Origin of the sequence: Paludibacterium denitrificans, assembly GCF_009707705.1 — a bacterium.
GTDB lineage: Bacteria > Pseudomonadota > Gammaproteobacteria > Burkholderiales > Chromobacteriaceae > Paludibacterium_A > Paludibacterium_A denitrificans.
In genome coordinates, this window is record NZ_WLYX01000001.1 from 3,150,270 (window position 1) to 3,165,109 (window position 14,840).

Below are 14,840 nucleotides of genomic sequence, written 5' to 3' on the forward strand. Positions count from 1 at the left end.
CGCTGTCCACGGGGACCGGGACAGACCACATCACCCCGCTACTACCTTAGCAAGAAAATGTATCGCTGTTGCTGCACCCCATACAAGGACGACAGTTAAATTACGGATACTTCGTTCGGCGTAGCTCACCCCTGCTGATAGGGTATCGGCAAGCCGTCCACGCTCGCCTACACTACTGCTAGCAACCCAAAGAAGCCACCGCCATGAATGACATCTATGATTTCAACAGCTTGCTGCAGGCCGCTCGCCAACACACCTCGCCGCAGCGCCTACTGTTTGTTTTCTGCCAACGACGTCTGCACGACGACCATGAACCGACCGAGGCTGAACGCTTTGCTGCTGGTGAAGGTGGCGTTTTGCAGCCTGTACTGTGCGTAGACAAAACTCCTGCCGAGTTGATCGACTACGCCACGCTGAAAAAGGATGCCGATGCACTGGATGGTCGCTGGGAAATAATATTCGTAGCAGCCATTGATGATAGCGGTAGCGCAGCTGCTGACGCACCTCTCAAGCGCATGATTCAGACCATACAAACAGGCGGTGATGTGGCGCGTTATCTGGCATTCGACCGCACAGGTACTCCTCTGCGCTTTCTGTAACGCTACAGAATATCGGACCGTTTCCACTTCAGTGCGAACGGTTGATGGATCGCTATGGCTTACGGATGTGGTCTGTGCTGTGTCTATGGGCATACTCGTAGCTTCATAGGCTTTGGCGCGACCGCACGTTAGTGACGAGCCGTACAGCAGTCACGGTGCCACGCACAGTCAACAACCCGCTAGCACCAATACTTTATGAAACCAAACAATCAATACGGTTTCAACAGAAGTCTGTCTAGGCTCCATATCGATATCAGGAGGCTGGTCCATGCCACTGGATGATCCACTACTGCAAGGTTTCCGCCGTTTCCAGCAGCAATATTTTTCTGCGGATAACCCGATTTACGCCAGCCTGTGTCAGGGACAGCATCCGGTCACACTGGTGATTGCTTGTTGCGATTCCCGTGTGCATCCTCCTGCCCTGATGGGTAGCCAGCCGGGCGAGATGTTTGTGGTTCGCAATGTGGCCAATCTGGTGCCACCGCACAGCCCAGACAACCAACACGCCAGTGTCGCGGCGGCACTGGAATTTGCCGTACTCAATCTCAAGGTTGGCCGAATTATTGTCATGGGGCATTCCGGCTGTGGCGGTATACAGGCCTTACTCAAGCGCAGCACCCCAGCCGACAGCGCCCTCACCCACTGGCTTTCCATCGCCGAGCTTAAGCACGTGAACTGACGTACCGCCACCACGCTAGTGCCAGCGCAGCGGTTCAAGCGCGGCAGTGCGAACAGGCGGCCATTCTGGTATCACTTAACAACCTGCTCAGCTACCCATGGTTGGCCGAACGGGTAAAACAGGGGCAACTGCTACTGGATGGTTGGTACTTCGACATGCATGAAGGTGCATTGTGGGGACTCGACAGCGATAGCCGCCGTTTCGTGCCGTTGGTCTGTCCACTCCAACAAGAGAAGGATCAGTAACGGCACAAGAGCAATTAATCAAGCACAAAATTTGTTTCCTACCTCCTTCTTTTGGTGAATTGTCGCCAGCTACAAAACGCATTAAAGTAAATCATCTTTCCCCCACCTGCTTGCCATGCATTTCTCTCCTCCTGACGCCATGCGCAGCCTGTCCGGCAAACTGCTGGGGCTCACCATTGTCTGGCTGCTTCTGGCCATGACCTCTATCGGCTACACCCTGATCTTGTCGTGGAAGCTGGAAGGCGGCGCTGCGGCCATCAATGATGCAGGCAGCCTGCGCATGCGCGGCTACCGTGTTGCATTGATGGTGAATGAAGGGGTTGATCCCGCCACGATTGCCCGTGAAGAGCAAATGTTTGTCGACATCATGGCGCGACTGCAGCGAGGAGACCCGTCGCGGCCACTGTTTTTGCCCGATAACACCGAGGTACGGCAACAGGCAGCGCTGATTCTGCAACGCTGGCAAAGCGAGGTGCTACCTATGTTGGCACGTGCCCAGCAGGCAAAGCTTAACCACTCCGCCGCTCCCTTACTGGACATCACCGAGTTTGTCGGAAAAATAGACCGCCCGGTACGTCTGGTTGAAGAAGACAACGCCAATAACACCACGCTGCTGCGGCTGTTTCAGATGGCACTGATGGCCATGGCCATCGTTGGGGCCATCACCATGATGTACCTGCTGTTCCTGCTTATTATCCGCCCGCTGAACATCTTGGGTGAGGGCATAGTCAAGCTGCGCGATGGCGACCTGTCCACACGCATCCCTGTAGAGGGCAAACGATGAGTTGGCCCACATCTCACAAGGCTTCAACCAGATGGCCAGCCGACTGGAAGAGCTCTACACCACGCTGGAAGACAAAGTGCGTGACAAGACGCACTCGCTGGACGAAAAAAACCGGCAACTCTCCGCGCTGTACGCCGTAACTTCCTACCTGCATGAAGCAAATGAACTCGCCGTCATGTCACGGGGTTTCATCGAACAGCTAATGAAACTGAGTGGTGCCGACGCAGGCAGCATTCGCCCTGGTGGACAGCAAACGGGGCTCGAACCGGTCGCACAGATAGGTTTACCAGAGACACTGCAGCAGGCCGACGACTGCCAGCGCATCAACGGTTGTTACTGTGGCGAAGCAGTAGAACAGGCACAAGCTATCGTGCACCTGTTTCGCAGCCTGCCGACAACCAGAGAGGAAAAAAGCTGCCAGCAAGCCGGATTTGCTACCGTGGCCATTTTTCACATCAGGGCCAACCAGCAGAATGTCGGGTTATTCACGCTCTATTTCCGCCAGACCACGCCCTTGGCACAACACGATCAGTTTCTGATCGAAACACTGTGCAACCACTTGGGCGTGGCCATAGAGAACCTCAGGTTGGCGGCGCGTGATCGCCAGTTTGCCGTCTCGGAAGAACGCAACCTGATGGCGCAAGGCCTGCATGACAGCATTGCACAGTCGCTATCCTTCCTGAATCTGCAGGTGCAGATGCTGGAAAATGAACTACCCCATGATCTCAGCCCGCAGGCGCGCGAGAATCTGACCTTCATTCAGGCGGGCGTACAGGAATGCTACGAAGATGTGCGCGAGCTGCTGCTCAATTTCCGCACCCGTATCAGCAAGCAGGACTTTACTGCCGCGGTCGAATCGCTACTGCAACGTTTTGAAGCGCAAGCCCGCGTGCTGACACAATGCGATATCGCCGGTAATGGCTTACCGCTCACACCAGATCAACAGTTACAGGTGATATTCATTCTGCAAGAGGCACTATCGAATGTGCGCAAACACGCCCATGCACAGCGCGTGGACATCCGCATCCGAAACGAAGAAGACTTTGTCATGGAAATTGCCGACGATGGCTGCGGCTTTGATGACAACCTGATGCAGGTCCGCAAAAACCGTCATGTCGGGCTATCCATCATGCAGGAACGCGCCGCGCGCATTCACGCCAACATTCAGTTCACCCCCCGAGCAGGAAGTGGCACTATCGTCACGCTCACCCTGCCCCGCACCGAAAGACAAGCTGCATGAATTCCCCGATTCGTATCCTGCTGGTAGACGATCACACCCTGTTCCGTAGCGGCCTCAAGGCTCTGCTGCAACGGCAGGATAATCTGGAAGTAATCGGCGAAGCCGCTGATGGGTTGGAAGGGGTTAAAAAAGCGGAACAACTCAAACCGGACATCGTTCTGCTGGATCTTGACATGCCGGTCATGAACGGGCGCGAGGCACTGGCGCAACTGATGGTCAGCCAACCCAATCTGGCGGTACTGATGTTAACCGTATCCGAAGACGGCGAAGATTTGGCCGAATGCATGAAAAGCGGCGCACGCGGTTACCTGTTAAAAAACATCAACGCCGACTTCCTGCTGGACTGCATCCGCCGGGCGGTAGAGGGTGACAGCGTACTGTCGCCAGAGATGACAGCCAAGCTGGTGGCACGCCTGCGAGCCCCGGCTGTTGCGCCGCACCCTAGTGAATTGGATAGTCTTACCCCGCGCGAACGAGAAACATTGAGTCACTTGGCTCGGGGGAAAGTAACAAGGAAATCGCCCGTGAACTGGACCTTGCTGAAAGCACGGTAAAAGTACACGTACAAAATATTTTGCGAAAACTTGGTATCAGTAGCCGAGTTCAGGCCGCAGTGTACGCCGTCGAGCATGGACTGGATAAGCCCTGATCACACAGAGTTGGCCGAACCGTACGCATGCCGAAGTCAAAAAAGCTTGGAAGGTACTAGCACTGTCTCGACGAGATTGATATCTATCTTGAGATAGATGTCATCCAGACCACGTACCATCGAATAAATGGCTGACCGGCCGTCGTGACATGGGCGTTGGCGGTGACCGATCACCATGATTGGGGTGACCGGTCACATGCCTAGGGTTGGCCGAATACCTTAATGGCCACTGCACCCACAGCCACCACTACCACCGCCACAACCACCGGTAGACGGAGGCGCGCTCTCCTCGTCAGTAGCCGACGGGAACACCAGAAAATCAAAGACTACCTCTCCCGGCTGCTGCGATATGGCCACAATCTCGATTTGATCCTGATAACGCTGACGAATCTGCTGCAGTAGCGGCATTGGTTCGTGGTCGTTGACGAAACGCATGACCTCACCGCGGTGCAATTGTTCCAGCGCGCCAAAAATGGCTGCATGGCGAAAGCGTTTGGCAACGCCACGAGCGTCAAACAGATGAACATTCTGGTCTTGCATGATTACGATCCACAGGGTTGAACTAGGATGCATACTACGGGCGGCGAGGCAAGCTTTCCTTGAGACAGAATAAGGATTCTGAAACAGCCAGCTTTCCAATAATTACTCCTATTATTCAGCAAGTTAGCCTGACAAGCGTCATGCCTTGTTCAATCGTTCAATACGTAAGCGCAGACCGCACACAGACAAACTGGCCACGGATACAGGCTGACCCCCCCCCTGTTCGGCCAACCTTGGTATGGCTGAGATCGTGAACACTGCCACAAGCATCACCCGGTAGCGTCACCAGTCTGCATCAACTCATCCGGTAAGACGACGCAGCTCCCGTAGATGGCGCGTATACCTATCTTCCACCGAACGTAAAAAAGCTATAGATGCTTAGCGAGATGAAACTGGGCAAACCCTGCAGAGACCTGCATCAGGGCTTGCCCTGTATGAACAGCCTAGCGACGCGGGCGTACCAGCTGCCGTGCACGGCCCAGATAGCTGACAGCCGCAAAGCCGCTCCATACATGCACCAGTCGGGTAAAGGGGAAGATGACAAACAGGCTCATCCCCATAAACAGGTGCAGTTTGAAGATGGGCGACGCCGCCACGATGTATTGAGCTGCATCACCGCGGAAAGTCACCACATGCTGCGCCCAGGTCATCAACAGCACCATTTCGTGACCATCCAGATGCTGGGCAGACACGGCAATGGTAGACAGACCTAGCACTAGCGTAGCCAGCAGCCACAGCAACACCAGCTTGTCACGCCAAGTGGAGTTGGCTGCCAGACGTTCGTTGGCAAAACGGCGATGCAGCAGGATAAGCAGGCCAATCAGGCCCAACGACCCCATGATGCCACCGGCCGTCATGGCAAACACCTGCTTGAAGCTGTGGGTAACGCCCAACGTTTCCCACACCGACAACGGCGTGAGCAACCCGACCAGATGACCGAAGAACAGCCCCAGCACACCGACGTGGAACAGGATGTTGCCCAACCGCAGATTACCGCGATAAACCAGTTGGGAGGATTCACTCTTCCAGCTGTACTGTTCGCGCTCGAAACGGATCAGGCTACCCAGCAGGAAGATGCTGAGCGCGATATAGGGATAAATCCCGAAAACAAATTGATGCAAATAGTCCATATCTCTCTCCTTGCTGTTCCGGCCAGCCAACCGCTAGCCGGAACAGGCAGATTCAGGCGCCGGGACGCGACGGGTAGAAATTGACCGGAGCAATGGCTTAACATGGTGGGCTTGAGCAGCGGCTCACTACCATCTGCACCGGGGCCAAAGGTTTCCAGTAGTTCATCCATGTCGCGGATCGGCGGCACGCTCAGGGGTTCGGGAGGAACCGGTGACAGCGATACCAGCAGATCCAGCACGCCGACATACGGTGAGGACGACTCACGCAGTTTGGCGGCGATATGCCCCAGCACATGTACTGCATCACCCAGCAGACGACTACCCTCTTCCGGCTCGCATTGCGAGAGGAACTCCGTGAACAGCGGCACGTAGTCCGGCAGCTCAGCACACACCGGCTCGAAGCCGTGGGCCTTGTACTCCTCCATCAGATCCACCATGGCCTGCCCGCGGGCACGATCCTCGCCATGAATGTGCTCGAACAGATGCAGCGAGTGGGCCGGACTGCGGTCGAAGGTCTGCACATAGTTTTCCTGCAGGGCAATCAACTCACCACCTTCCAGCTGAACCAACAGAGGCTCCAGCATGCTGGCGGCAGTCGGACTGGTTTGCAGTTCGCTACGGATGTCATCCAGTGCCGCCAACAGCTCGGCCTCCGGATAACACAGCAAGGCCGAGGTTATTTTGAACAAGGACTGGCTCATGGTTTAACTCCCGGCGTTGGCCTTGCGGTCGCGCCGCATGTCGTGGAACACGATGGGACTGGCCTTCTTCTTGCCAAACAGGCTGGATTCGGACGTGCCACCAGAACAGCCATTGCCAAAGGTAAAACCGCAGCTGGCCTTGTCGTCGAAGGTGTTCTCCACCATCTCCTTGTGGCTGGACGGAATCACGAAGCGATCTTCGTAATTGGCAATCGCCATCACCTGATACATCTCTTCCACCTGTTGGCCGGAAAGGTGCGTGCCTTTCAGTGTGGTCGGGTTCACCACCTTGTCCACGCTCTTGCTACGCATGTACCGGCGCATTGCCACCATGGTTTCCAGCGCTTTCACTACCGGCTCTTCTTTACCGGCAGTCAGCAGGTTGGCCAGATACTTGATCGGGATGCGCAAATCCTTGACGTCCGGGATGATGCCGTTCTCGCCAATCAGACCGTTTTCCAGAGCAGACTGGATCGGCGACAGCGGCGGGATGTACCACACCATCGGCAAGGTGCGATATTCCGGATGCAGCGGGAAGGCAACTTTCCACTCCATCGCCATCTTGTACACCGGCGACTTCTGTGCGGCAGTGATCCAGGCTTCCGGAATACCCTGTTTGCGAGCCTCAGCGATGATGTCCGGTGCGTTCGGATCAAGGAACACACCCAACTGCGCCTCGTACAGGCTCTTCGGATCTTCCACACTGGCGGCGGCTTCGATCTTGTCAGCGTCGTAAAGCAGAACCCCAAGGTAACGGATTCGGCCAACACAGGTTTCCGAGCACACCGTAGGCTGACCCGCCTCGATACGCGGATAACAGAAGATGCACTTCTCAGCCTTGCCGCTGGTCCAGTTGTAGTAAATCTTCTTGTACGGGCAGCCGGAGATGCACATACGCCAGCCGCGGCACTTGTCCTGATCAATCAGCACGATGCCGTCGTCTTCCCGCTTGTAAATCGAGCCAGACGGGCAGGACGCGACACAGGCCGGGTTAAGACAGTGTTCGCACAGGCGCGGCAGATACATCAAGAAGGTGTTCTCGAAAGCCGAGTACATTTCCTTCTGAATGCCTTCAAACAGCGCATCCTTGGCACGCTTGGAAAACTCACCACCCGTGTCGTCTTCCCAGTTTGGGCCCCATTCGATCTTGTCCATCTTCTTACCGGTCAGTACCGATACCGGACGAGCGGTAGGCGGCGTCTGCATTTCCGGCGCGTTCTGCAAGTGCTCGTAGTCGTACGTGAACGGCTCGTAGTACTCATCGATGGACGGCAGATTGGGGTTGGCAAAAATGTTTGCCAAAATGCGCATCTTGCCGCCCTGCTTGGGCACCAGCTTGCCATTGGGCTTGCGCTCCCAGCCACCCTGCCATTTTTCCCGGTTTTCCCAGTCTTTGGGGTAGCCGATGCCCGGCTTGCTTTCCACGTTGTTGAACCAGGCATATTCAACGCCGTCACGGCTGGTCCAGACGTTTTTGCAGGTGACTGAACAGGTATGGCAACCAATGCACTTGTCCAGATTCAGCACCATGCCGATTTGTGCACGGATTTTCATTTGTCTTCTCCTGCAGGCTGGTCCATCCAGTCCACATTTTTCATTTTGCGGACAATGACGAATTCATCACGGTTAGCACCCACAGTGCCGTAGTAGTTGAAGCCATAGGCCAACTGGGCGTAGCCTCCGATCATGTGGGTTGGTTTGGTGACAGTGCGGGTGACTGAGTTATGAATCCCGCCCCGCTTGCCACTGGTTTCCGCGCCCGGTACGTTCACGATCTTTTCCGGGCGTGGTACATCAGCGTCATGCCTTCCGGCACCCGTTGAGAAACCACTGCACGGGCAGTCAGGGTACCGTTGACGTTGAACACTTCAATCCAGTCGTTATCGACAATGCCCTTCTTGGCATCCACTTCCGATACCCATACGTGCGGGCCACCACGCGACAGGGTCAGCATGCGCAGGTTGTCCGAATAGGTACTGTGAATCCCCCATTTTTGGTGTGGGGTGATGAAATTGAGCACTACTTCATCGTTGCCATTCGGTTTCTTGCCCAGCAAAGCTGCCGTGGTTTTCAAGTCGACGGTCTAATATAAACACACAGGCCTTCACCGAACGCCCGCATCCACTGGTGATCCTGATAGAACTGCTGGCGGCCAGTGATGGTGCGCCATGGAATCAGCTCATGCACATTGGTATAACCGGCGTTGTAGCTAACTTCTTCGCTTTCCAGACCAGACCAAGTCGGCGAGGAAATGATCTTGCGTGGCTGAGCCTGCACATCACGGAAACGGATACTGTCATGCTCGCGCGGTAGCGCCAGATGGGTATGGTCGATACCGGTTACCTTGGACAGCGCTTCCCAGTGCTTTAACCGCCACGTGACCGTTGGTTTCCGGAGCCAGCGTGAGGATCATCTCTGCCGCATCGATAGCCGTATCCAGTCGGGGTTGGCCCTTGGCCACGCCGTCCGGCACCGTCTTGTTGAGGCCGCGCAACACGTCAATTTCATGCCCGGTCTTCCAACCAATACCCTTGCCGCCATTGCCCACTTTTTCCAACAACGGGCCAATGGAGGTGAATTTGTCGTAGATGGCACCGTAGTCACGTTCCACCACGGTCATGGCTAATACATGGTCTTGCCCGGCACAGGCTCGCATTCACCCTTCTTCCAGTCGCGCGGATCAAACGGCTGACCAAGTTCCTGCGGGGTATCATGCATCAACGGGGTAAGTACCAAATCTTGCTGTACGCCCGGGTAGTCCTTACCAATTTCGGAAATCTTCTTGGCAAAGCCCTTGTAGATTTCCCAGTCGCTCTTGGCCTGCCACAGCGGCTGCACGGCTTCGGACAGCGGGTGGATGAAGGGGTGCATGTCGGACGTGTTAAGGTCGTCCTTCTCGTACCAAGTGGCGGTCGGCAGCACGATGTCGCCATACAGGCAGGTGGTGGACATGCGGAAATCCAGCACCACGAGCAGATCCAGCTTGCCCTCAGCGGCCGGGCGGACCGTGATTTCTTGCGGTTTAATGCAGTGCTCCTCACTGCCCATGACCGCGTTCTGGGTCCCCAACAGGTATTTGAGGAAGTATTCGTGGCCTTTGCCGGAGCTACCCAGAATATTGGAACGCCACACAAACATGTTGCGCGGGAAATTGCTGGGGTTATCCGGATCGTTACAGGCCATGTCAAGTTGGCCGGACTTGAGACCATTCACCGTATAAGAGATCGGGTCCTGACCAGCTTTCTTCGCTTCAGCCACCACATCCAGAGGATTACGGGACAATTGCGGAGCAGAAGGCAGCCAGCCCATGCGTTCGGCCTTGGCGTTGTAGTCAATCAGACTCATGTTGGCCATTTTGCCGTCAGCAGTCGGGCACAGAATTTCGTTGACCGCCAGTTTCTCATGCCGCCATTGGCTGGTATGAGCATAGAAGAAACTGGTGCCGTTCATTTGCCGACTTGGACGTACCCAGTCAGCAGCAAAAGCCAAGGGAGCCCAGCCGGTTTGCGGGCGCAGTTTTTCCTGACCAACATAATGAGCCCAGCCACCACCAGATTGGCCAATACAACCACAGAGCATCAGCATGTTGATGATGCCGCGATAGGTCATGTCCATGTGGTACCAGTGGTTAAGGCCCCGACGATAACCATGCTCTTGCCGTGGGTCTGATCCGCGTTTTGGGCGAATTCACGAGCCACCGGATCACCATCTCTGGCTTCACCCCGGTATGCTTTTGCTGCCAGTGCCGGGGTGTACGGTACATCAGCCATGTAATCGCTGGTGACATTGCCGCCACCCAGACCACGGTCGATACCATAGTTGGCCGCCATCAGGTCGAATACCGTGGCCACCAGTGCGGTACTGCCATCAGCCAGCACTACTTTGCGGGCAGGAACATTGCGGGTGAGCAGTTCGTCATGTTCAGCGCCAAAGTACGGGAAACCAACCCCGACTACGGCGTCACGATTGTCGAGTAACGACAAACGAGCGCTCACTTCACGGCCGGATTTGCCATCGTTCTGCTGCAAGTTCCACTTGCCACTCTGACCCCAGCGGAAGCCGATGGAACCAGTTGGCGCCACGATGTCGCCAGTGGGCTCATCAAATACCAGAGTCTTCCATTCCGGATTGTTGTCCTCGCCAGGTTATCGGCCAGATGGCTGGCGCGCAGGAAGTAGTCTGGCACATAGCGTTCACCATCCTGACGCAGGGTGACCAGCATCGGCATGTCAGTGTAACGACGGATGTAATCGGTGAAGTAGGCCGACGGGTTTTCGAGGTGGAATTCCTTGAAGATGACATGCCCCATGGCCATGGCCAGTGCAGCATCGGTTCCCTGTTTGGGAGCCAGCCAGATGTCGCTGAATTTGGCCATTTCACCAAAGTCGGCAGACACTGCCACAGTCTTGGTACCCTTGTAGCGCACTTCGGTATAGAAGTGAGCATCCGGCGTACGGGTCATCGGGATATTGGAACCCCATACCATGAGGTAAGTGGAGTTGTACCAGTCGGCCGATTCTGCCACGTCAGTCTGTTCGCCCCAGATCTGCGGGCTAGCCGGAGGCAAGTCGCAATACCAGTCGTAAAAGGACAGCGGCACCCCACCGATCAGGCTCAGATAGCGGCTACCTGACGCATAGCTGATCATCGACATGGCAGGGATAGGAGAGAAACCTACCACACGGTCCGGGCCAAAATTCTTGATGGTATAGGCGTTGGCCGCAGCAATGATTTCGTTGGCTTCATCCCAGTCAGCTCGAACGAAACCACCCTGACCACGCTTGCTCTTGTACTGTTTGGCGACTTGCGGATTCTGGCTGATATGCTGCCGGGCTTCTACCGGCCCCATGCTCTTGCGCGCCTCACGCCACAGACGAGCCAAGTGACCGCGAATCATCGGGTATTTCACCCGCTGGGCTGAATACACATACCAGCTGTAAGAGGCACCACGCGGACAACCGCGTGGTTCATGATTCGGCAAGTCCGGTCGAGTACGCGGATAGTCAGTCTGCTGGGTTTCCCAAGTAATCAGGCCGTTTTTGACATATACCTTCCAGCTACAGGAGCCGGTGCAATTCACCCCGTGGGTAGAGCGCACGATCTTGTCGTGCTGCCAACGCTGGCGATAAGCGTTTTCCCACTGGCGGTCTTCATTGACCACCGCGCCATGGCCATCGGCAAAAGTGGATTTCACCTTGCCAAGGAAATTCAGTCTGTCCAGAAAGTGGCTCATCTTGCCTCCGAATGGTTGCCGTCTGGCGGCGCACTAAGATTGGCCGCCAGCAAAATGCGGATACCCAAATTCACGCTTCCAAGCTTATGGCGAGGAATGCTTCGCTCCCATTCCCCACTGGACGCAACTCGTCGCGGCAGAGGGAGGAGTTGCGCCTACTACCAAAGGTGTAGCTATATGCACATTCAAGGTATAGCTATGCCAGTCGAATATAGAAACAAAAAAAGCGCCCCGAAGGGCGCCAAGATAAGTTGTGCATCGCACCACTTGGAGAAAACCGCTTAGCAAGGAATTTCCGCATTCTTGCGGGCATAGAACCACCAGTTGATTAGCACACAGCTGGCATAGAACAGGATGAAAGCATACAGCGCGGCCTCCACTCCTCCGGTCATGGCGATGGAAGTACCATAGCTCTTCGGAATGAAGAACCCGCCGTACGCACCAATGGCACCAGAGAAGCCCAACACCGCGGCCGCCTCACGCGTGGCATCGGCCTGAGCCCGTTTTTGCGCGGCTTCGCCTTTACCGGCCAGACGCTGATGCAGCGTCAGGAAAATCACCGGCACCTGCATGAACGTGGAGCCATTACCCACCCCGGTCAGCGCAAACAGACACAAGAACATGGCAAAAAAGCCCGGAAGCTACCGCCCTGTCCCGCATGAGGCAGGAAGGCCAGCACACCACCCACGGCCAGCATCATTAGCAGGAAAACCGCTTGGGTCACACGTGCGCCACCAATTTTGTCGGCCAACCAGCCACCCACCGGGCGGGCCAGAGCGCCAACCAGCGGGCCATAGAACACGTACTTGGTCGGGTCAATATCCGGGAACTGGCCTTTCATCAACAGCGGGAAACCGGCCGAGAAGCCAATGAAGGAACCGAAAGTGCCAATGTACAACCAGCACATCAGCCAATTGTGCTTGCGTTTGAAAATAACAACCTGATCGGCAAACGAAGCACGGGCTGAAGCGATGTCATTCATCCCCAACCAAGCGGCAATGGTGGACAGGACGATGAAGGGCACCCAGACAAAGCATTCTGCAGCCACATCTTTTTGTGTACTGCAGCCTTTACCCATACTTGCGGCTCGCCACCAAAAGATCCGAACAGCCCCATGGTAATCACCAGCGGCACCACAAACTGCACCAGAGACACCCCAAGGTTACCCAAGCCAGCATTCAACCCCAGCGCCGTACCCTTTTCTGCTTTGGGAAAGAAGAAGCTGATATTGGACATGGACGAGCTGAAATTGCCACCACCAAAGCCACACAGCAAAGCAAGCACCACCATGGTGATGTAACTGGTGTTGGGGTCCTGCACGGCAAAACCGATACCAATAGCTGGAATCAGCAAGCTGGCAGTGGAAATGGCTGTCCATTTACGTCCACCAAACACCGGCACCATAAAACTGTAGAAAATACGCAGCGTGGCACCCGAAAGGGCTGGCAGCGCAGCCAGCCAGAACAGCTGGTTCTGACTGTAGCTAAAGCCGATGTTTGGCATATTGAGCACGGCTACGCTCCATACCTGCCAGATGACAAAGGCCAGCATCAGCGCGGGGATGGAAATCCACAAATTGCGCCGGGCTACTGCTTTGCCCTCCTGCAGCCAGAATTCCTTGCTCTCCGGTTCCCACCGGTCCAGTACATGTGACATTGGGTCCTCCCTGATGGCACTTCGGCCATCAATCAAAAATGGGGTTACAGCTTTCAAGCCGACTGCTTGGCCACACTGGCCACCGCCTTGCCCTGCTTCGGTTTGAAGGAAAAGTGCATCCAGACCAGCGACACGCACACCGTGCCATACAGCAACATGAAAGCGCTGCTACGTACGCCAGTAATATCCAGCAACACACCGAAGAGAATGGGCAACAGGAAACCGCCAAGACCACCGGCCGGGCCTACCACACCGGACACCGCACCGATGTTGTCGGGAAACTCATTAGCGATGAACTTGAACACCGATGCCTTGCCAACAGCCATGGCAACGCCTACGCCAAACAGCATCAGGGTGAAAGGGGTAACACCCAAGCCAATATGGAAGCTTTGCACGCCACGAGTGGTGGTGATGTTGAAGTCGGTTTGCGGATAAGAGAGGATGAAAAATGCTACCCAGCAAATCCACATCACGCCCCAGGTTACCTTCTGTGGGCCAAAGCGGTCGGACAACCAGCCGCCCATGGCACGCAGCACGCCACCGAGGCAAGGAGAAACAGGCTGCCGGAAAGCCGCATGCTTGATATCAAAGCCATACTCACCGACGTAGTACTTGGTCATCCACAGCGCCAACGCGACATAACCACCAAACACCACCGAGTAGTACTGACAGTAGCGCAATACGGCCGGATCTTTCATCAGCGCCAACTGGGTGCGAAGGCTGACCTTACTGCTGACAAGATGACTGGCATCCTGGTAAGAAAACATCCAGAACAGCATGGCCGTGATCAGCATGATAAGGGCGTAAACGGTAGGAACCATCTGCCAGTAAGTACAGCGGCGATGATGCTTGGGGCAACCAGCTTGGTGAGGGAGGAGCCAGCATTACCGGCACCGAATATCCCCATGGCCATCCCTTGCTGTTCGGGCTTGAACCAGCGGGCCACATAAGGGGTACCCACTGAAAACGCGCCGCCCGCAAGTCCCACCAGCAGGCCAATAACCAAGAACTGCCAGTAAGCGGTGGCGTACTGCATGATGAAGATAAAGGGCACACACACCAGCATCAGCACAAACATCACAATGCGACCGCCAAAGCGGTCAGTCCAGATGCCCAGTGGTACGCGAATCAAGGAGCCTGACAACACAGGTGTGGCAGCCAGAATGCCGAATTCAGTTTCGTTCAGGCCCAGATGCTGCTTGATGGGAATCCCCAGTACCGCAAACATCATCCAGATCATGAAACAGACAGTGAACGACACAGTACTGGATACCAGCACAGCGTATTGCTTGTAAGTCTGGGAAGCCATAGCACGTTACCTGTACGAAAGAATTCAGGGCATGGTAAGCCCACAAAAATCACATGGGTATTGGCCAGTTGAGTA

The 14,840-nt window shown here is 55.5% G+C and carries 9 protein-coding genes and 4 pseudogenes; 6 read left to right on the plus strand and 7 right to left on the minus strand.

Annotation, left to right across the window (positions count from 1 at the left end; all coding sequences use genetic code 11):
• Window positions 1–203: 203 nt before the first annotated feature.
• The 6 genes and pseudogenes from GKE73_RS20485 to GKE73_RS20505 all read left to right on the plus strand — a co-directional run bounded on the left by GKE73_RS20485 (window position 204) and on the right by GKE73_RS20505 (window position 4,196).
• Window positions 204–599, plus strand: coding sequence for a ribonucleotide reductase subunit alpha (locus tag GKE73_RS20485; RefSeq protein WP_230371354.1), 396 nt, complete (start codon window positions 204–206; stop codon window positions 597–599).
• A gap of 268 nt (window positions 600–867) precedes the next feature.
• Window positions 868–1,278 carry a carbonic anhydrase gene (locus GKE73_RS24370; protein ID WP_280955050.1) on the plus strand — a complete coding sequence of 137 codons (411 nt, stop codon included), beginning with the start codon at window positions 868–870 and terminating at the stop codon, window positions 1,276–1,278.
• A 65-nt stretch (window positions 1,279–1,343) separates the two neighbouring features.
• Entirely contained in the window at window positions 1,344–1,523 is a 180-nt protein-coding gene (locus tag GKE73_RS24375) for a carbonic anhydrase (RefSeq protein ID WP_280955259.1), read from the plus strand.
• Between the two features lie 115 nt (window positions 1,524–1,638).
• On the plus strand, window positions 1,639–2,307 hold the full coding sequence (locus tag GKE73_RS20495) for a type IV pili methyl-accepting chemotaxis transducer N-terminal domain-containing protein (protein ID WP_230371355.1): 669 nt from the start codon (window positions 1,639–1,641) through the stop codon (window positions 2,305–2,307).
• A 31-nt stretch (window positions 2,308–2,338) separates the two neighbouring features.
• Window positions 2,339–3,547 carry a GAF domain-containing sensor histidine kinase gene (locus tag GKE73_RS20500; protein WP_230371356.1) on the plus strand — a complete coding sequence of 403 codons (1,209 nt, stop codon included), beginning with the start codon at window positions 2,339–2,341 and terminating at the stop codon, window positions 3,545–3,547.
• Window positions 3,544–4,196, plus strand: a pseudogene (locus tag GKE73_RS20505) (response regulator). Before GKE73_RS20500 ends, GKE73_RS20505 begins: the two are co-directional and overlap by 4 nt.
• Before the next feature lie 219 nt (window positions 4,197–4,415).
• On the opposite strand, the gene GKE73_RS20510 reads toward GKE73_RS20505, so the two are convergent.
• From GKE73_RS20510 to GKE73_RS20540, 7 genes and pseudogenes are all read right to left on the minus strand, one after another.
• Window positions 4,416–4,736 (minus strand): DUF2249 domain-containing protein, encoded by a 321-nt coding sequence (locus tag GKE73_RS20510; protein ID WP_230371357.1) that lies wholly within the window; start codon window positions 4,734–4,736, stop codon window positions 4,416–4,418.
• A 443-nt stretch (window positions 4,737–5,179) separates the two neighbouring features.
• Window positions 5,180–5,866, minus strand: coding sequence for a respiratory nitrate reductase subunit gamma (gene narI, locus GKE73_RS20515; RefSeq protein WP_230371358.1), 687 nt, complete (start codon window positions 5,864–5,866; stop codon window positions 5,180–5,182).
• Window positions 5,791–6,567: a nitrate reductase molybdenum cofactor assembly chaperone gene (narJ, locus tag GKE73_RS20520; protein ID WP_312854524.1), complete on the minus strand. Its 777-nt coding sequence runs from the start codon at window positions 6,565–6,567 to the stop codon at window positions 5,791–5,793. The genes narI and narJ overlap by 76 nt, the downstream gene beginning before the upstream one ends.
• 3 nt (window positions 6,568–6,570) lie before the next feature.
• The gene (gene narH, locus GKE73_RS20525; protein WP_230371359.1) at window positions 6,571–8,121 is read right to left on the minus strand and encodes a nitrate reductase subunit beta; all 1,551 of its coding nucleotides are present in this window, start codon (window positions 8,119–8,121) and stop codon (window positions 6,571–6,573) included.
• A pseudogene (locus GKE73_RS20530) lies at window positions 8,118–11,800 on the minus strand (nitrate reductase subunit alpha). Before GKE73_RS20530 ends, narH begins: the two are co-directional and overlap by 4 nt.
• Window positions 11,801–12,081: 281 nt before the next feature.
• Window positions 12,082–13,456 (minus strand): annotated as a pseudogene (locus GKE73_RS20535) (NarK family nitrate/nitrite MFS transporter).
• 53 nt (window positions 13,457–13,509) lie between these two features.
• Window positions 13,510–14,765: pseudogene (locus GKE73_RS20540) on the minus strand (MFS transporter).
• Window positions 14,766–14,840: the final 75 nt, after the last annotated feature.

Excerpts from the sequence above, each read along its gene's own strand:
- GKE73_RS20485 (WP_230371354.1), top strand. The coding sequence starts at position 204 with ATGAATGACATCTATGATTTCAACAGCTTGCTGCAGGCCGCTCGCCAA.
- GKE73_RS24370 (WP_280955050.1), top strand. The coding sequence starts at position 868 with ATGCCACTGGATGATCCACTACTGCAAGGTTTCCGCCGTTTCCAGCAG.
- GKE73_RS20495 (WP_230371355.1), top strand. The coding sequence starts at position 1,639 with ATGCATTTCTCTCCTCCTGACGCCATGCGCAGCCTGTCCGGCAAACTG.
- GKE73_RS20500 (WP_230371356.1), top strand. The coding sequence starts at position 2,339 with ATGGCCAGCCGACTGGAAGAGCTCTACACCACGCTGGAAGACAAAGTG.
- GKE73_RS20510 (WP_230371357.1), bottom strand. The coding sequence starts at position 4,736 with ATGCAAGACCAGAATGTTCATCTGTTTGACGCTCGTGGCGTTGCCAAA.
- narI (WP_230371358.1), bottom strand. The coding sequence starts at position 5,866 with ATGGACTATTTGCATCAATTTGTTTTCGGGATTTATCCCTATATCGCG.
- narJ (WP_312854524.1), bottom strand. The coding sequence starts at position 6,567 with ATGAGCCAGTCCTTGTTCAAAATAACCTCGGCCTTGCTGTGTTATCCG.
- narH (WP_230371359.1), bottom strand. The coding sequence starts at position 8,121 with ATGAAAATCCGTGCACAAATCGGCATGGTGCTGAATCTGGACAAGTGC.